The organism is Nocardia sp. MDA0666 (assembly GCF_003023875.1).
Taxonomy (GTDB): Bacteria; Actinomycetota; Actinomycetes; order Mycobacteriales; family Mycobacteriaceae; genus Nocardia; species Nocardia aobensis.
On record NZ_PYHT01000002.1, the window covers coordinates 314,964 to 333,192 of the forward strand.

15 protein-coding genes are annotated in these 18,229 nt (G+C 69.3%); 11 read left to right on the forward strand and 4 right to left on the reverse strand.

What is annotated here, in order from left to right; all coding sequences use genetic code 11:
• Nucleotides 1-88: 88 nt before the first annotated feature.
• A complete protein-coding gene (locus C8258_RS06040; protein WP_062965122.1) occupies nt 89-394 on the forward strand; it encodes a hypothetical protein in 306 nt (101 codons plus the stop codon).
• A 73-nt stretch (nt 395-467) separates the two neighbouring features.
• Here the strand turns inward: C8258_RS06040 and C8258_RS06045 are convergent, their stop codons facing one another.
• On the reverse strand, nt 468-1,328 hold the full coding sequence (locus C8258_RS06045; RefSeq protein WP_233224910.1) for a PAC2 family protein: 861 nt from the start codon (nt 1,326-1,328) through the stop codon (nt 468-470).
• Nucleotides 1,329-1,490: 162 nt separating this feature from the next.
• Between C8258_RS06045 and metH the strand changes: the two genes are divergently transcribed.
• From metH to C8258_RS06060, 3 genes are all read left to right on the forward strand, one after another.
• Nucleotides 1,491-5,069 (forward strand): methionine synthase, encoded by a 3,579-nt coding sequence (gene metH / locus C8258_RS06050; RefSeq protein WP_106954287.1) that lies wholly within the window; start codon nt 1,491-1,493, stop codon nt 5,067-5,069.
• A gap of 73 nt (nt 5,070-5,142) precedes the next feature.
• Nucleotides 5,143-6,780, forward strand: a complete 1,638-nt coding sequence (locus tag C8258_RS06055) for a serine/threonine-protein kinase (protein WP_106954288.1) — start codon at nt 5,143-5,145, stop codon at nt 6,778-6,780.
• Nucleotides 6,781-6,805: 25 nt separating this feature from the next.
• Nucleotides 6,806-7,471 carry an HAD family phosphatase gene (locus tag C8258_RS06060; protein ID WP_255420408.1) on the forward strand — a complete coding sequence of 222 codons (666 nt, stop codon included), beginning with the start codon at nt 6,806-6,808 and terminating at the stop codon, nt 7,469-7,471.
• On the opposite strand, the gene C8258_RS06065 is transcribed toward C8258_RS06060, so the two are convergent.
• Complete coding sequence (locus C8258_RS06065; protein ID WP_106954289.1) at nt 7,428-9,986, reverse strand: LuxR C-terminal-related transcriptional regulator; 2,559 nt, start codon at nt 9,984-9,986, stop codon at nt 7,428-7,430. The genes C8258_RS06060 and C8258_RS06065 overlap by 44 nt on opposite strands.
• Nucleotides 9,987-10,154: 168 nt before the next feature.
• Here C8258_RS06065 and C8258_RS06070 point away from each other — a divergent pair, with 168 nt between their 5' ends.
• From C8258_RS06070 to hisG, 6 genes are all read left to right on the forward strand, one after another.
• Nucleotides 10,155-11,114, forward strand: a complete 960-nt coding sequence (locus C8258_RS06070) for an arpA protein (protein WP_233224898.1) — start codon at nt 10,155-10,157, stop codon at nt 11,112-11,114.
• A gap of 28 nt (nt 11,115-11,142) precedes the next feature.
• Nucleotides 11,143-11,952 (forward strand): class I SAM-dependent methyltransferase, encoded by an 810-nt coding sequence (locus tag C8258_RS06075; protein ID WP_199195606.1) that lies wholly within the window; start codon nt 11,143-11,145, stop codon nt 11,950-11,952.
• Entirely contained in the window at nt 11,949-13,763 is a 1,815-nt protein-coding gene (locus C8258_RS06080) for a choline/carnitine O-acyltransferase (protein WP_106954290.1), read from the forward strand. The genes C8258_RS06075 and C8258_RS06080 overlap by 4 nt, the downstream gene beginning before the upstream one ends.
• A gap of 27 nt (nt 13,764-13,790) precedes the next feature.
• Complete coding sequence (locus C8258_RS06085) at nt 13,791-14,381, forward strand: GNAT family N-acetyltransferase (RefSeq protein WP_233224899.1); 591 nt, start codon at nt 13,791-13,793, stop codon at nt 14,379-14,381.
• Nucleotides 14,382-14,466: 85 nt separating this feature from the next.
• Entirely contained in the window at nt 14,467-14,730 is a 264-nt protein-coding gene (locus tag C8258_RS06090) for a phosphoribosyl-ATP diphosphatase (protein ID WP_030518144.1), read from the forward strand.
• A gap of 92 nt (nt 14,731-14,822) precedes the next feature.
• Nucleotides 14,823-15,674, forward strand: coding sequence for an ATP phosphoribosyltransferase (hisG, locus tag C8258_RS06095; protein ID WP_106954291.1), 852 nt, complete (start codon nt 14,823-14,825; stop codon nt 15,672-15,674).
• A gap of 21 nt (nt 15,675-15,695) precedes the next feature.
• Here the strand turns inward: hisG and C8258_RS06100 are convergent, their stop codons facing one another.
• Complete coding sequence (locus C8258_RS06100) at nt 15,696-16,559, reverse strand: RecB family exonuclease (RefSeq protein ID WP_106954292.1); 864 nt, start codon at nt 16,557-16,559, stop codon at nt 15,696-15,698.
• An 83-nt stretch (nt 16,560-16,642) separates the two neighbouring features.
• On the opposite strand from C8258_RS06100, the gene C8258_RS06105 reads away from it, so the two are divergent.
• The gene (locus tag C8258_RS06105; RefSeq protein WP_036501807.1) at nt 16,643-17,476 is read left to right on the forward strand and encodes a tRNA (adenine-N1)-methyltransferase; all 834 of its coding nucleotides are present in this window, start codon (nt 16,643-16,645) and stop codon (nt 17,474-17,476) included.
• Nucleotides 17,477-17,591: 115 nt separating this feature from the next.
• Here the strand turns inward: C8258_RS06105 and C8258_RS06110 are convergent, their stop codons facing one another.
• Nucleotides 17,592-18,179, reverse strand: a complete 588-nt coding sequence (locus C8258_RS06110; RefSeq protein ID WP_233224900.1) for a nuclear transport factor 2 family protein — start codon at nt 18,177-18,179, stop codon at nt 17,592-17,594.
• Nucleotides 18,180-18,229: the final 50 nt, after the last annotated feature.

Consider the following 18,229-nt stretch of genomic DNA (forward strand, 5'->3'; position numbering starts at 1 on the left):
GCGGTTTTCCCGTCCACAGCGGGTGATCCACAAGCAGGTGATCCACAACAGAACAGCGAGTCCCTTACACATCCAAACGGAGGTTCGGGTGGAAGCGTTGATCTATGGATACGTGCGTGACGACTTAGCCGACGGTCACGCTGCCGAGCTGGAGGATGCGATGTGCACCCTGGCCAGCGAAGTCGGCCTCTGCTTCGCCGCGACGTTCCATGAATCGACCCAGGGTGACGGCACCGCGTTCGCCGAGCTCACGGCGGAGCTCAAGCGGGCCGAGGCACACCATGTGGTGGTTCCGTCGCTCGATCATCTTGCGGGCCAGACCATTCCGCGCGACGTGCTGATCGCGAAGCTGGCCCACGACGCGGAAGCCCAGGTGCTGACCATCGAGACCTGACCGTGTGCGGCCGGTCGCCGGACACGCGTCCGCGGGACCCGCCCGCCGGCCGAGTGTCCGGCGCCGCCACCGGTTACAGGCCGAATCCGCCCTTGCCGCCGCCTCGCCGGCGCAGATACTTCTCGAATTCCGCGGCGATCGCGTCGCCGTCGATCTTGGCCATCGCGTCGTCGAGGTCGACCGCGGCATCTCCGCGCTCCTCCAGTGACCGCACGTATTCGGTGACCTCCTCGTCACCTTCGGTCATCTCGTCGACCGCGGACTCCCAGTCCTCGGCCTGCGCGGGCAGCTCGCCCAGCGGCACCTCGAGATCGAGCACGTCCTCGACCCGGCGCAGCAGCGCGATGGTCGCCTTCGGATTCGGCGGCTGGGAGACGTAGTGGGGAACCGCCGCCCAGAAGGAGATGGCCGGCACGCCCGCTCGCACGCACGCGTCCTGCAGCACGCCGGTGATGCCGGTCGGTCCCTCGTAGCGCGTTTGTTCCAGGTTGAACTGTTCGGCCGCTTCCTTGCTGTAGGCGGTGCCGGTGACCGGGACCGGCCGGGTGTGCGGGGTGTCCGCGAGCAGTGCTCCCAGGATCACCACCGTCGTCACCTGCAGTTGCTCGATCAGCTCGATGATGTCGGAGCAGAACGCTCGCCAGCGCATATTCGGCTCGATGCCGTGCAGCAACACGATGTCGCGCTCGCTACCGGGAGGCGAGCACACCGACAGGGTGGTCGAGGGCCACTGGATCTCGCGGGTCACGCCGTCGACCTGGCGTACGGTCGGCCGGTTGACCTGGTAATCGTAGTAGTCTTCGGAATCCAGTTCGGCCAGCGGTTCGGCGTCCCAGATCAGTTCCAGATGTTCGACGGCGCCGCTGGCGGCGTCGGCCGCGTCGTTCCAGCCTTCGAAGGCGGCGACGAGAACCGGATCACGCAACGTCGGCATTGCCGGATCGGATGAGGCACTGGGGTTCACCCGGTCAGCCTACGGCGTGGCGGCGGTGTCGTTCACCGCATATTGCGGGATATCGCGTGTCGAGGGCGATGTGGTGCGGGCCGCCCGGTCCGGTGGTCAGGATTGTCGGGGCCGCCCACTACTCTGGGGTACATGTCTGTGTCCTCCCGCGCCGAGTTCGATACCACGTTGCTCGACACGCTTGCCCGGCGTGTCGTGATCGGCGACGGTGCGATGGGCACCATGTTGCAGGCCGCGGATCTGACGCTCGACGACTTCCGCGGCCTCGAGGGTTGCAACGAGATCCTGAACGAGACCCGCCCGGACGTGCTGCGCGGTATCCACCGCGCCTATTACGAGGCCGGCGCCGACGCGGTCGAGACCAATACCTTCGGCTGCAATCTGCCCAACCTTGCCGACTACGACATCGCCGACCGGATCCGCGATCTGTCCGAACGCGGCACCCGGCTCGCCCGCGAGGTGGCCGACGAGATGGGCCCCTCCGGCGACGGCACGCCACGCTACGTGCTGGGATCGATGGGCCCAGGCACCAAACTGCCCACCCTGGGCCACGCTCCCTACGTCGCGCTGCGCGATGCCTACACCGAGGCCGCGCTGGGCATGCTCGACGGCGGCGCGGATGCCATCCTGATCGAGACCTGCCAGGACCTGCTGCAGGTGAAGGCCGCGGTCACCGGCAGCCGCCGGGCCATGGAGCGGGCCGGACGGCGCATTCCGATCATCACCCACGTCACGGTCGAGACCACCGGAACCATGCTGGTCGGCAGTGAGATCGGCGCGGCGCTGACCGCGATCGAACCGCTCGGTGTCGACATGATCGGTCTCAATTGCGCCACCGGCCCGGACGAGATGAGCGAACATCTGCGCCATCTGTCCAAGCACGCCCAGCTGCCGGTGTCGGTGATGCCGAATGCGGGGCTGCCGGTGCTGGGGGCCAACGGCGCCGAATATCCGCTCACCCCGGGCGAATTGGCGAGCGCGCTGCACGGCTTCGTCACCGAATTCGGCCTCGCGCTGGTCGGCGGCTGCTGTGGCACCACCCCGCAGCACATCCGCGAGGTCGCCGACGCGGTCGCGAATGTCGCTCCGGCTCAGCGCAATCCGGAGCATGAGCCGAGTGTGTCGTCGATGTACACCTCGGTGCCGTTCGAACAGGACGCCTCGATCATGATGATCGGCGAGCGCACCAACGCCAACGGCTCCAAGGCTTTCCGTGAGGCGATGCTGGCCGGCGACTGGCAGAAATGCCTCGACATCGCCAAGGATCAGACCCGCGACGGCGCGCACATGCTGGATCTGTGTGTCGACTACGTCGGCCGCGACGGCAGCATCGACATGGCGGAGCTGGCGGGCCGGCTCGCCACCGCCTCGACGCTGCCGATCATGCTCGACTCCACCGAGCCGCCGGTGCTGCAGGCCGGTCTGGAACATCTGGGCGGGCGGTGCGCGGTCAACTCGGTGAACTACGAGGACGGCGCCGGGCCCGATTCGCGCTTCCAGCAGATCATGCGACTGGTCGCCGAGCACGGCGCCGCCGTGGTAGCGCTGACCATCGACGAGAACGGCCAGGCCCGCACGGCGCAGCACAAGGTGGAGATCGCCGAGCGGCTGATCGCCGACATCACCGGCAACTGGGGGCTGGCCGAGAGCGACATCATCGTCGACTGCCTGACCTTCACCCTGGGTACCGGGCAGGAGGAATCGCGTCGCGACGGCATCGAGACCATCGAGGGCATCCGCGAGCTCAAACGCCGGCACCCGCAGGTGCAGACCACCCTCGGCCTGTCGAACATCTCCTTCGGCCTCAACCCGGCCGCCCGGCAGGTGCTGAACTCGGTCTTCATGCACGAATGCGTGGAGGCCGGGCTGGATTCGGCGATCGTGCACGCCTCCAAGATCCTGCCGATGAGCCGGATCCCGGAGGATCAGCGCACCGCGGCGCTGGATCTGATCTACGACCGCCGCCGCGAGGGTTACGACCCGCTGCAGACGCTGATGGCCATGTTCGAGGGCGTCTCGGCGGCCTCGGCGAAGGCCTCGCGCGCCGACGAACTGGCCGCGCTGCCGCTGTTCGAACGCCTGGAGCGGCGCATCGTCGACGGCGACCGCAACGGCCTCGAGGACGATCTGGACGCGGCGATGCGGGAAGTGCCGCCGCTGCAGATCATCAACGAAACCCTGCTCGCCGGTATGAAGACCGTCGGTGAGCTGTTCGGTTCGGGGCAGATGCAGTTGCCGTTCGTGCTGCAGTCCGCAGAGGTGATGAAGACCGCGGTGGCGCACCTGGAACCGCATATGGAGGCCACCGACGACTCGGGCAAGGGTCGCATCGTGCTGGCGACGGTCAAGGGCGATGTGCACGACATCGGCAAGAACCTGGTCGACATCATCCTGTCCAACAACGGCTACGAGGTCGTCAATCTCGGTATCAAACAACCGATTTCGGCGATTCTGGACGCGGCGACCGACAAGAAGGCCGATGTGATCGGCATGTCCGGCCTGCTGGTCAAGTCGACGGTGGTGATGAAGGAGAACCTCGAGGAGATGAACACCCGCGGGGTCGCCGACCAGTTCCCGGTGCTGTTGGGCGGCGCCGCGCTGACCCGCTCCTACGTCGAGAACGATCTCACCGACGTCTACGCCGGCGATGTGCACTACGCCCGCGACGCGTTCGAGGGCCTGCGCCTGATGGACGACATCATGACCCGCAAGCGCGGCGGCGCGGTCGATCCGGACAGCCCCGAGGCCGAGGCCGAACGCGCCAAGGCCGCCGAGCGCAAGGCCCGCCACGAGCGGTCCAAGCGCATCGCGGCCGAGCGGCGCGCCAAGGAGACGCCCGTCGAGGTGCCCGAGCGCTCGGACGTGGCCGCCGACCTGCCGGTGCCGGTGCCGCCGTTCTGGGGCACCCGGGTGATCAAAGGCCTTGCGGTGGGCGAATACTCGGGCCTGCTCGACGAGCGCGCGCTGTTCCTGGGCCAATGGGGCCTGCGTGGACAGCGCGGCGATGAGGGGCCGAGCTACGAGGATCTGGTCGAATCCGACGGCCGCCCGCGGCTGCGGTACTGGCTGGACCGGTTGTCCACCGAGGGAGTGCTGCAGCACGCGGCGGTGGTCTACGGCTACTTCCCGGCCGTGTCCGAGGGCGACGACGTGATCGTTCTCACCGAACCGGATCCCGCTGCGCCGCAACGGTATCGGTTCACCTTCCCGCGTCAGCAGCGCGACCGGTTCCTGTGCATCGCCGACTTCGTGCGCTCGCGGAAGCTGGCCACCGAGCGCGGCCAGGTCGACGTCCTGCCTTTCCAGCTGGTCACGATGGGGCAGCCGATCGCCGACTTCGCCAACGAGCTGTTCGCGGCGAACAACTACCGCGACTACCTCGAGGTGCACGGCATCGGGGTGCAGCTCACCGAGGCGCTGGCCGAATACTGGCATCGCCGGATCCGGGAAGAGCTTGTGCTGGAAGGGCATTCGGTCGCCGACGAGGATCCCGCCGAGGTGACGGATTACTTCAAACTCGGCTACCGTGGCGCACGCTACTCCTTCGGTTACGGCGCCTGCCCCGAACTCGGGGACCGCGCGAAACTGGTGTCGCTGCTCGAGGCGGACCGGATCGGTGTATCGCTGTCGGAGGAGTTGCAGCTGCATCCGGAACAGTCGACCGACGCCTTCGTTCTGCTGCATCCGGAAGCCAAGTACTTCAACGCGTAAACTTTTAGCGTTTCCGTGCGTCACACATAGTGGTGGGGTGCTCGGCGTGTGAGCGCAGGAGGGGTTCGACACCATGACTTCAGATCGGCTGATCGCCGGGCGGTACCGACTGGCCGATCCCATCGGCAGCGGAGCCATGGGCGTGGTGTGGCGCGCCAGTGACGTTCGGCTACGGCGCACCGTCGCGGTCAAGCAGCTCCTGCTGGCGCCCGGACTGACCAAGGCGCAGGCGCTCGAAGCGAAGATGCGCGCCATGCGGGAGGGACGCATCGCGGCACGGCTGCACCACCAGAACGCGGTCACCGTCTTCGACGTCGCGGAGGAGGACGGCCAGCCCTGGCTGGTGATGGAGTACGTCGACGCGCAGAGCCTCGCGGCGCTGATGCGCGACAAAGGCCCGCTCGAACCGCGTGAAGTGGCCCGGATCGGGGCGAAGGTCGCCGCGGCGCTCGCGGCCGCGCACGACGCCGGCATCGTGCATCGGGACGTGAAGCCCGCGAACATCCTCGTCGCCGACAACGGGACGGTGAAGATCACCGACTTCGGCATCTCGCGCGCCGTCGGCGACGTCACGGTCACCTCGACCGGATTCCTCGCCGGCACCCCGGCGTATCTGTCGCCGGAGATCGCGCGCGGTGAGGATCCGGAACCGTCGTCCGACGTGTTCGCGCTGGGGTCGACGCTGTATGCCGCGGTCGAGGGCGCGCCGCCGTTCGGTGAGGGGGACAACCCGCTGGCGGTGCTGCATTCGGTGGTCAGCGCCAAGGTGCCCGAGCCGAAGCGCGCCGAATCGCTGGGCCCGGTGCTGATGAGCCTGCTGGCCGCCGACGGCGCCGACCGGCCCACCATGCGGGAAGCGCAACAGGCGCTCGAGGCCGTCGCCGACGGTCGATCGGCCGCGTTGGTCCCCGCGGCCACCAAGGTGCTCCCGCAACCGGGCGCCGACGCCGCCGCGACCACGGTGCTGTCGGCTCCCGAGAAGACCACGGCCGGTGCCACCCCCGCCGCAGGCGGATCCACCGCGAAAACGCCCGCGCCGCAACCGAAATCGGGCCCGCTGCGCGACCGGCGGATCTGGGCGGCCGCCGCTGCGGCCGTTCTCGTGGTCGCGGTGATCATCGGATTGGTGGCGACGTCCGGGTCCGATGACAACCACACCGCGGCGGCGGGGAACGGCACCACCTCGGCGCCGGAGCAGCCCTCGGCGACCGCGTTCGCACCGCCCGGCGCCGCGACCCCCGATGCGCCCGGCGGATCCTCGTCCAACGGTGCGGGTGGCAGCGCATCGCTCGGCAGCCCCGTGCCCAGCGGACAGACCCCGCCCCCGGCGCCGAACGGCGCCCCGGCGCCCGGTGCGAGCGCGTCCCGGACGGCCCCGCCCGGAACCAGCGCTCCCTACGGCCCGGCCCAGTCGGCCGATGTCGCGGGCTTCATCTCCGGCTATTACGGCATGCTGCCCGGTAACACCAGCGGTGCCTGGGCCGAGTTGGCACCGTCGTACCAGTCTCAGACGGGGGGCTACGCGCAGTACTCGAATTTCTGGTCGACGGTGTCGTCGGTGCGGGTCGGCGGGGTGACGCAGAGCGGTCCCGGGCGGGCGGTCGCGACGCTCACCTATACCCTGAAGAACGGGACCGTCACCTCCGAGAGCCGCTGGTTCACGGTGGATACGGCCACCGGCCGGATGCTCATCACCGCGTCGGGAACCTGATGCGGAATCGGAAGGAGAGCTCCGGGTGACTGTGGCCGCCGTGCTGTGGGATATGGACGGCACCCTGCTGGATTCGGAGAAGCTCTGGGATATCGGCGTACGCGAACTCGCCGAGGAACTCGGCGGCCGGATGACCGACGCCATCCGGCACGCGCTGATCGGCGCCGACGCCCGCAACGCGCTGCGGATCCTGTTCGACGGACTGGGCCTGGAACTCGACCCGGCGGCGATGCTCGCGGCGGGACAGTGGCTCGAGCGCCGGGTCACCGAACTGATGGCCGGGCCCATCCCGTGGCGGCCCGGTGCGCAGGACGCGCTGGCCTCGCTGCGGACGGCGGGCCTGCCGGCCGCGCTGGTGACCAACACCAAGCGATCGATCACCGAGCTGTGCCTGGAGACGCTGGGTCGTCACATGTTCGACGTCTCCGTGTGCGGCGACGAGGTCGACAGCGGCAAACCCGCGCCCGATCCCTATCTTCGCGCCGCGCGGTTGCTCGGTGTCGCCCCGGAAGATTGTGTGGCCGTGGAAGATTCGCCGACCGGCTCGGCCGCCGCGCTGGCCGCCGGTTGCCGGGTGCTGGTGGTGCCGTGCGAAATCGCGGTCCCGTCGCGGCCCGGACTCGAATTCCGCGAATCGCTGGTGGGCCTCACCGTCGACGAGCTGGCCCTGGTTCACGCGGGCGCTCGCTGACACGAGTCACCGAGCTCGTCGGCGCCGCGGACTCGGTGCGGTACCGCCTCGGACGCGGTGTGTGTTCGGCGCGGGCGCGGCGCTCGGGCGGCACCCGCGGTGCGATGTCGGCGCGCGAAGTCACCGCGAGCTTCCGCAGGACGGCTGCGACCTGAGCGTCCACCGTGCGCGCCGAACTGCCGCGTCGCGCCGCGATGTCGCCGTTGGTCCAGCCCGCCGCTGCCAGAGCGGCGACCTCCTGTTCGGCCCGGGTCAGTAGATCCCATTCCGGTGCGTGCGGGCGGGCCGGGCGGTCGTCCGGCACAGCGATATCGCAGGCGAGTCTGCTGATCTCGGTCAATGTCGGGCGCACCTCGGTGCCCTCGCGATAGGCGGCGTCGAAGGCGCGCGAACCCGATAACCGCCGCATCCCGTCGGCCGCGCGGTCGGTTTCGGCCACGAAGGGCCGCAGCTGGGCGATCTCGACGCCGAGCCGGCGCCGCAGCGCCGCCGCGGCGCCGAGCAGTCGCGCGATCTCCACGGCCGTCGCGCGCACGGCCGTAGGGGACGCGTCGAGGGTCAGCCGCGCCAGTGCCCACGCCCGCGCGTGGACCGACCACACCACGCCCCACGTGTCGCGGGTCGCGACCTGCCGGGCCAAGGTGGCGGGCGCGGCCGCGGCGGCCCACCGCGCGTCGCCGTGCAAGGTTTCGGCGATGATGCGCGCGATCTCGGCCCACGACTTCGCCCAGTCCGCACCCGAATCCGCCGCTTCGAGGTGGCGGGCGGTCACGGCGAGGGCCTGCTCGGGCGTACCGAGGAAGGCGGCGGCGAGTGCCTCGAACAGCGCGCTGATCGCCGCGTGCCCGTAATCCGCTGCGGTGGTGAACATTTCGCGAGCACGGGAGAGGAGCGCCAGCGCGCGCACATCCTGATCGACGAGCATCAACCGGCAGCCCAGGGTGAATACCACCGGGGCCGGCAGCGGAACGTCGGCGGTGGGGTCGGCGGCCAACCGTGCCCGTGCCGCCGGCTCGGGCACCGCGGCCGCCACACAGCGGTCGAGCAGCTCCTCCGCCTCGCCGGGCTGCCCCTGGCACAGGCAGATCCAGGCGATCGTGGCCATCGCGCGGATCCGCAGCGGCACGGGCGCGGATTCGGCCACGGCCAGGGTCTTCTCGGCGCGGCGCCGTGATTCGCGCAACGACCCCCGGAAGAAGGGCACGTGCAACGCGATCATCCCCAGCGCGATCTCCAGCCCGGCCACCGCGTCGTCGGGCGAGTCCAGGCTGCGGTCGATGGCGATCAGCAGGTTGTCCCACGACGCGCGCGCCCACTGCGGCAACCGGCCGTCGCCGTCGTCGGAACTGGTGATCCGGTCGCGGTAATAGCGGCGGTGCCGGTCCGCCAGCCGCCGCGGCTCACGCGGATCGCGTTCGGCCAGGCGCTCCCGGGCGAACAGCCGCAGACTCTCCAGCAGCGAATAGCGCACCTCGCGGGCGCTCAGATGCACGGTGACCAGCGATTGGTCGGCCAGTCGTTCGAGCAGTTCCTCGACCTCCCCCGCGGCCGGCTCCGCTGCGGAACCGTCGGAGGTGTCGAGGCCGGAACAGACGGCCACGATCGCGTCGAGGTCGGCGCCCACCTCGAGGCCCGAATCGTCGTCGGCGTCGGCGGGATTGACGTCGTATCCGGGTGCGAAGACCGACATCCGCTCGAACAGCAGCCGTTCGCGCGCGTCGCACAGTTCGAACGACCACGCGATCACGTCGGTGATACCGCGATGCCGGGTGTCCGCGCCGACCAGAGTGGCGGGCGGCCAGTGCAGGCGGGTGTCGCCGGCCCGGCCGTCGAGATCGCGCAGGATCACGGCCGGCGGCCGCCGCCGCAGCCGGGCCGCCGCGAGCCGGATGTGCAGCGGGTAGTGGTGCAGATGCCGGCAGATGGAGGCCACCGTGCCGGCGCTGTCGGGGCTCAGCACGGTACCGGTCAGCGCCGCGCGTTTGTGGAACAACTCCACGGCCTGGCGCTGCGTCAACGGCGGGAGCGGCAGGAGCTGCTCGTCGATCCAGCCGAGGGGGCGACGGCTGGTGGCCAGCACCGTCAGGCCCGGCACCGTCTCGATCAGCTCGGCGATCACCTGCCCCGCGCCGTCGGTGACGTGTTCGCAGTTGTCCATGACCAGCACCGGTGGCGCGGCGACGGCAGTGAGGGTATCGCTCAGCGCGGGCCAGGGATCCCGCCCGGAGAAGTCGTGATCGACGACCGCGCGCACCACTTCCTCGGCCACGCCGGCCGCGTCCGTCCCCGCCCCCAGGCGCGCCAGGCGCACCCAGTGCACGCGTCGCCCGCCGGTCCGGGGCAACCGGTGCACGGCCTCGGTGACCAGGCGAGTCTTGCCCAGCCCACCCGCGCCGATCACCGTGATCAGCCGCGCGGGCCCGGACAGCAGGGTGGCCAGCCGCCCCAGTTCCGGTTCGCGGCCGATGAATTCGTCGGAGGTGGTCGGGACGGTGCCCACCCGCAGTGGCGCCATCTCGCGACCCTACCGCCCGAGCGCGTCGGCCGGGCGGGCAGCGGTGCGTGGCGGCGTTGTGGTCGCGAATATCGCTGGCGCACATGGTTACTCGAGGGTTTGTGAGGTTTCCCAATGATATCCGGGAATCTGCTGTGCGATGGCGTCCGGCAGGTCACAATGATCTTCATGGCGGCGACAGGGGGTTGTGGCGACGTGGGTGGAATGGGCCGGGTGAACGGCGAAACGGCTGGGGGAGAGAGCACTTCGGAACGGGTGGGTGGTGCGGCGGCCGGACCGGCTCTGACCGCCGTCGTCGACACCGAGCGCTATCCGCTGGACGCACCCGGCAGCGCGCGGTGGGACGAGGTGGTGCGCCGGGCGCGCGACGACCTCGCCGCCGACGGCTGCACCGTCCTGCCCGGCTTCGTGCGCCCGGACCTGCTGGCCACGCTGCGCGACGAGGGCGCCGAACTCGCCCCCCATGCCTACTACACGGTCGAGAAGGTCAACGCGTACAACATTCCGCTCGACAGCGACCTGCCTCCCGACCATCCGGCCACGATCGTGCTCGAGCGCGGAAACGCCTTCGTCGCGCGGGATCTCATTCCCCGCACCGCGGTGATCCAGGTGCTCTACACGAGTGCGGCGTTCCAGCGATTGGTCGCCGAATGCTTCGGTCTGCCGCAATTGCACGAATACACCGATCCGCTGGCGGGGTTGTGCCTCAACGTGGTTGCGCCCGGCATGTCGCATCCGTGGCATTTCGACACCAACGAATTCACGGTCTCGATGCTGACCCAGGAACCGGACGCGGGCGGGGTCTTCGAATACTGCCCGCGCATCCGGACGCCGGAATCGGAGAATCTGGCCGATGTACGGGCGGTGCTCACCGGATCCGGCGAGCCGCTCACCCGGCGGCTCACGCTGCGCCCCGGCGATCTGCAATTGTTCCAGGGTCGTTTCTCCCTGCACCGCGTCTCACCGGTGGAGGGCGCCACCCAGCGTCACAGCGCGATCTTCGCCTACAGCGACCGCCCGGGCATCGTGGGCGCGGTCGAACGCACCCGGCAACTGTTCGGGCGGGTTCTGCCGGACCATCTGGCCGCGGCGGGCAATGCCGTACGCGGCGACCGACTTCTCGACTGATCACCCGTTCGACTCAGGAGGATCGCCCGTGACGGTTTCGATGCACAGCACCGGAAAAGCCTCGTTCGACGACATCTACGACCGCCCCGATCCGAGCGCCTACTGCCGCCGGATGGCCGAATTGGACTACTGCATACCGGAATTGGCGAAGCCCGCTTTCCTCGAACTGTTCGCCGACTACGAGGCGCACAGCGGTACCGCGCCCACCGTCCTGGACCTGGGCTGCTCCTACGGGGTGAACGCGGCACTGCTGCGCTTCGGCACCACCGTCGCCGATCTGGCCGAGCACTACGGTGACGCCGACACCGCCACCTGCATCGCCCGCGACCGCGCCCGCCTGGCCGCCGACGACCGGCTGCCCGAGATCCGCTTCATCGGCATGGACGCCTCCGCACCGGCACTGGACTACGCGGCCGCCACCGGACTGCTGCACGAAACCGTCCACGCCGATCTCGAGGCGGGCGATCCCACAGAGGCACAGCGGAAGATCATCGGTTCGGCGGATCTGGTGATCTCCACGGGCTGCGTCGGTTACGTCACCGGCCGCACCCTCACACGGGTGGCCCGCGCGCACGGTACCCGGCTACCGTGGATGGCACACTTCGTCCTGCGGATGTACGCCTTCGAACCGATCGCAAGCGAGCTCGCCGCGCTGGGGTACCGGACCGAGCGCCGTCCCGGCACCTTCCGGCAGCGTCGCTTCGCCTCCGCGGCCGAACAGCAACAGGTACTGAATACGTTGACCGCCAACGGAATCGATCCGACCGGCTACGAATCCGACGGCTGGCTGCACGCCGAACTGTACATATCCACACCGACCCCCGAGGACCGCCCGTGACCGACCGTACCTTCGCCTTCGACGATCAGCTGCCGCGCGTGCCGCTGCCCACGCTCGACGACAGCTGTGCGCGTTTCCTGCAGTGGTCGCGGCCGCTGCTGTCGGAGGACGAATACGCCGATACCGAGCGCGCCGTGGCCGATCTGCTGCGCGCCGACGGTCCGGCCCGGATCCTGCACGCCGATCTGGAGCGGTTCGACAGCAGCCCCGGCGTGGGCAGCTGGCTCGACGAGTTCTGGCCCTCGCGTTATCTGGGCCGTCGCGACCGGATCGCGGTCAACGCCAACTTCTTCTTCCTGTTCCGCGACGACACGCCACTGGCGCAGTCCACCTCGGATCAGCAGGCCGACCGCGCCGCCGCGCTGATCACCGCCGCGGTGAACTACAAACTGCTGCTCGATCGGGAGGAGATCCCGCCGGTCGTGCAACGCGGAGCGCACTTTTCGATGGCGCAGAACAAATTCCTGTTCTCCGAGACCAGGATTCCGGGCGATCCGCAGGACAGCGTGCGCGTGCCCTACAGCGACGAATGGCCCGGCCCGTCGCAGGCGCGTCACATCGTGGTCTTCCACCACGGCGCCATGTTCCGGATGGAGGTCATCGGCGCCGGCGGTGCGCCGCACGCCCCGGAGGACCTCGCCGACGGACTGCGGGCCGTGCTCAAGGCGGCGCCCGAGCAGCTGCCGGTCGACTCCTCGGCCGGGCATCTGACCACCATGGCGCGGGCCGAATGGGCGGGTGTGCGTGCCCGCCTGCTCGGCGATCCGGCGAACGCGGCGGCACTGGAGTCGATCGAGACCGCGCTGTTCTGCGTCTGCCTCGACGATGTGACCCCGGCCGATCAGCTCGCGGCCAGCGATCAGCTGCTGCACGGCGACAGCGGTAACCGGTGGTTCGACAAGGCGGTCTCGCTGATCGTCTTCGCCGACGGCAGCGCCGGTATCAACGTCGAACACTGCGGACTCGACGGCACCACCATCCTGTCGTTCGTCGACCGGCTGCTCGAGGCCCCGGCCGCCGAGCACGCCGCGCAGTCGGGGGCGCAACCGCAGGGACTGCCCTCGGTGGAGCCGATCGAATTCCGGCTCGACGATCGGTTGCGCGGTGAGATCTCCTCGGCCGCAGCCGCGTTCGCGCAGTTCGTCGCCGACAACGCCACCACCACGGTGTCGTTCGACCGCTTCGGCACCGGCCGCGCCAAGGAACTCGGCATCTCGCCGGACGCCTTCGCGCAGTTGAGCTATCAGCTCGCCCATCAGCGCAGCAAGGGGATGATCGGGGCCACCTACGAATCGATCGCGACCCGGCAGTATCGCAACGGCCGCACCGAGGCGATGCGCGTGGTGACCCCGCAGATTCTGGAATTCGTTGCCGCCATGGACGATTCGTCGGCCGATACGGCGACGAAACTGGCCGCCGCCCGGGCGGCCGCGACCGCGCACGTGGAGCGCGCCAAACAGTGCCAGCGCGGTGAGGCGCCGGAGCAGCATCTGTGGGAGCTGCAGTGGGTGCAGCGCCGGCGCGGTTCCGAACTGGGCGCGACCGAGCCGATGCCCTTCTTCGACAGCCCGGGCTGGATCATCACCCGCGACGACTACCTGAGTACGAGTTCGGCGCCCTCGGCGAATATCGAATACTTCGGTTTCGGCTGCACCAGCCAGAAGTGCATCGGCATCGCCTACGTCCTGCTGCCGGACCGCTGGAACATCTACCTCGCCACGCCGAAATCCGTTGCGGAGCAGATGTATCGGTTCGCCGACGAACTGCGGACCGCAGTGTCCGAACTGGAGGAACTGCTCGCTTCGGCCTGATCTGAGGGCATTGCTAGCCTCGTTCCCGTGGTCGACTCGGTGATGCCGCAGTTCGCCTGGCGTCAGGTGACACCGGCGGATTTCGCGCTGCTGGGACATTGGCTGGCGCAACCGCATGTGCGGCGGTGGTGGCATCACGACTTCGACGCCGCCTCGGTCGAACGCGATTTCGGCCCGACCGCGCGCGGGGAGGTGGCCGCCGAGGATCTGCTCGTCAGTGCCGACGGTGAACCCGTCGGGCTGGTGCAGCGGATCCGCTGGGCGGACTGGCCCGAGTACGTGGAGCAGATGCGGCCGATCCTCGAGGTGCCCGGCGAGGCCGTGTCGCTGGACTATTTGATCGGCGAGCCGGGGCGGGTGGGCCGCGGCCTGGGGTCGGCGATGCTGCGCGCGGTCGTCGCGGCGAGTTGGGGCGACCATCCGCGCGCCGACTGCATCGTCGTACCCGTCGCGGCGGCCAACCGCGCGTCCTGGCGGGCGCTGGAGAAGGCCGGTCTGCGCCGCGTCGCGGCAGGGGAGCTGCCGCCGGACAACCCGATCGATGACGGATGGCATTACATCTATCGCATCGATCGTCCCCGCGAGGCTTCGGCGGCATCGGCGCCCTCCGGACGGTGACCGCGCGCACACCCGCGGCAACCGCTGGGCCCGCGCCGATAACCGATTGCGGGACATATGCGGTCGTCTGAAAGAATGGCCTCCCGTGAAGACTTTCGAAACCCTGTTCGCCGAGCTGCAGGATCGTGCGGCCAACCGTCCGGAAGGTTCCGCAACCGTGGCGGCATTGGACGCCGGGGTCCATGCGCAGGGCAAGAAGGTGATCGAAGAGGCCGGTGAGGTGTGGATCGCCGCCGAACACGAGACCGACGAACAGCTGGCCGAAGAGATCTCGCAGCTCCTGTACTGGGTGCAGGTGCTGATGGTGGGCCGCGGTCTGCGGCTCGAGGACGTGTACCGACATCTGTGACGGGTGAGGTCCGGGCCATCACGGCTCCCGGGCGACACGGTTCGACCGCTCCCTGACACATCTGTCCGCCACCCGTCCCGAAAGGACACACCATGCTTCGCGTCGCAGTCCCCAACAAAGGCGCTCTGTCCGAATCGGCCGTCGAAATTCTCACCGAGGCCGGCTACCGCAAGCGCAGCGATTCGCGCGACCTGTCGGTGATCGACAACGCCAACCAGGTCGAATTCTTCTTCCTCCGCCCGAAGGACATCGCGATCTACGTCGGGTCGGGACGCCTCGACCTCGGCATCACCGGCCGCGATCTGGCCCTGGATTCCGGCGCCCCGGTGCAGGAGCGCCTCGGCCTCGGTTTCGGCCGCTCCACCTTCCGCTACGCCGCTCCCGCCGGGCGTGAATGGAAGGTCGAGGATCTCTACGACAAGCGGATCGCCACCAGCTACCCGAATCTGGTGTTGCAGGATCTGCAGCGCCGGGGCATCGAGGCCGAGGTGATCCGGCTCGACGGCGCGGTGGAGATCTCCATCCAGCTCGGTGTCGCCGATGCCATCGCCGACGTGGTCGGCTCCGGCCGCACCCTGCGCCAGCACGATCTGGTCGCCTTCGGTGATTCGCTGTGTGATTCGGAGGCCGTGCTGATCGAGGCCACCGGTTCCGATCACAGCGACAAGGTGCGCAACCAGCTCATCGCCCGGGTGCAGGGCGTGGTCTTCGCCCAGCAGTACCTGATGCTGGATTACGACTGCCCGAAGGATCTGCTGGACCGCGCCGCCGCGATCACGCCCGGGCTGGAGTCGCCGACCGTGTCCCCGCTGACCGATCCCGACTGGGTCGCCGTGCGCGCGCTGGTGCCGCGCAATCAGGGCAACGGCGTGATGGATCAGCTCGCCGAACTCGGCGCCAAGGCGATCCTGGCTACCGATATCCGTTCCTGCCGCGCCTTCTGACGTCGACGGCCGGCGCACCGGTCACGGGTGCGGCACCGTCGCGGCGGCATCGTCCGGCCAGCCCGGATACGGCGGCGGGGTACCGCCGTAGGCCGGGCACAGGGCGCGGTACTCGCAGAATTTGCAGCTCCATCCGGGCCGCGGCGGGAAATCTCCGTCGCGGCCGGCGGTAGTGATCGCCGCCCACAGGGCCGAGACGATGCGCTCGAACCGGACGAGTTCGTCCGCGTCCGGCGCGTAGGTCAGGATCTGCCCGTCGCGCAGGTACAGCAGCCGCAGCTGGGCCGGGACCACTGCGCGGGTGCGGTACATGATCAGCGCGTAGAACTTCAGCTGGAACAGCGCCTTCTGCTCGGCATCGGGCGCGGGAGTGCGGCCGGTCTTGTAGTCGACGACCCGCAACCGGCCGTCCGGCGCGATATCTATGCGGTCGACATAACCGCGCAGCGGCGATCCGTCCGCCAGCCGGACCTCCACCAGCGATTCGCAGGACTCCGGGTCGAATCCGGTGGGGTTCTCGAGGTGATAGTAGTCGCGGACCAGGCGGCTCACCTCGTCGAGAAACGGTGGGAGACCGCCTTGTTCGAGCACCACCTCGATCTCGGGGCGATCTGCCAGCAAACGCTGCCAGGCCGGTTCCACCAGCGCCGCTGCCCGCTCCGGAACGCGTTCACCACTGGGTAGCCCGTAGAGCGATTCCAGCACCGCGTGCACCACCGTTCCGCGGACGGCGTCGCGGCCGGGAGTTTCCGGAATGCGGTCGATCGCGCGTAATCGGTATTTGAGCGGACATTGTTTGAAATCGATTGCCCGCGAGGGCGACAACGCCGGTCCGCGGGAAACGGCCGGTAATTCGGGCGGGGTCGCCGTCGGTGGTGCGGACATACCTGGCAGGCTATCGGCGGGTACCGACACATTCCGCGGCGCGTTACCGCCGCCGGAAATGACGCACAGGAGAACGGAGATTCATGACGGCCAGACGGACCGGTCCATTCGCCACGGGGGACCGGGTGCAGCTGACCGATGCCAAGGGCAGGCAACACACCGTCGTCCTGGAGCCGGGCAAGGAGTTCCACACCCACAAGGGACCGATCCGCCACGACGAGCTGATCGGCGCCGACGAGGGCAGTGTGGTCCAATCCGCCAACGGCACACCGTATCTCGCGCTGCGGCCGCTGCTGGTCGACTACGTGCTGTCGATGCCGCGCGGTGCGGCCGTCATCTATCCCAAGGACGCCGCGCAGATCGTGCACGAGGGTGACGTGTTCCCCGGAGCGCGGGTGCTCGAGGCCGGCGCCGGGTCGGGTGCGCTGACCTGCTCGCTGCTGCGCGCCGTCGGGCCGAACGGCAGTGTGCGCTCCTACGAGATCCGCGAGGACCACGCCGAGCACGCCGTCCGCAACGTCGAGCGATTCTTCGGCGAACGGCCGGACAACTGGACGCTGACCCTCGGCGACGTCGCCGACTACGACGGCGAGCAGGTCGACCGGGTGGTTCTGGACATGCTCAAACCGTGGGACGCGCTGCCTGCCGTGTCGCGCGCGCTGATCCCCGGCGGGGTCCTGATCGTCTACGTCGCCACCGTCACGCAGCTGTCGGAGGTCGTGGAGGCGCTGCGCCAGCAACAGTGCTGGACCGAACCCCGGTCCTGGGAGTCGCTGGTGCGGCCGTGGCATGTGGTCGGCCTGGCGGTGCGCCCCGAGCACCGCATGCAGGGGCATACGGCCTTCCTGGTGAGCGCCCGGCGCCTCGCCGACGGCGTGGTGGCACCCAAACCGCAGCGCCGGCCCTCCAAGGGCTGAGCGGGCGACTCAGGCCTCGTTCCTCCGTTTCGCTGTGCTCGGCTCGATCGGCAGCCCCCTGCCGACGATGCGGCCCCGGTTCGCGCCTGGAACCGGGGCCGGTGTCATGCCTCGATCAGGGCTGGCAGGGTGCCATACCCATGGCCAGGATCTGGCAGGCGGAGGCGTCCGACAGCTGCCAGCCGGCGGCCGAGTGCTGCCAGGTCATCGGCATCGGGCCGGCCGGGCCGTGCGGCGAGGTGATGGTGACCTGGCCGGTGGCCTGGTCGCCCTCGGCCTTGATGTCGGCGACGGTGAAGGTGATGGTGCCGTAGTTGGCCAGCCCCTTGGTCATGGTGTCGATGTTGGCGGCGCGCTTATCCCCTCCGACCACCAGTTTTTCCTTCTCGGCGGTCGGCTTGGCCGGATCCACGAAACCGTTGAGGGTGGCCTGCAGTTCCTCGGCGGTGGGGGCGGGCGCGGCGGTGGCGCTCGTCGCGGCGGCCGATGCCGAGGTGGCCGTGGTGGCGCTCGTCGGCGTGGAGTCCTGGGAATTGTCGGACCCGCATGCTGTCATAGCGGTAACGGCGAGCGCGGCGAACGCGGTAGCCGTGGCAAGACGCAACCGGCGCGAACCGGAAACACCGGCGGTCCGCGTGGCGTTGCTCCCGGTGTGGATACTGCCACCGAAGGGAGTAACGCTGTGGCGGGTAGGAAGGAGCATCGACTAGACCTTTCGGTTCGGTCCGGCGAATTCACTCGCCGAATGCAGGT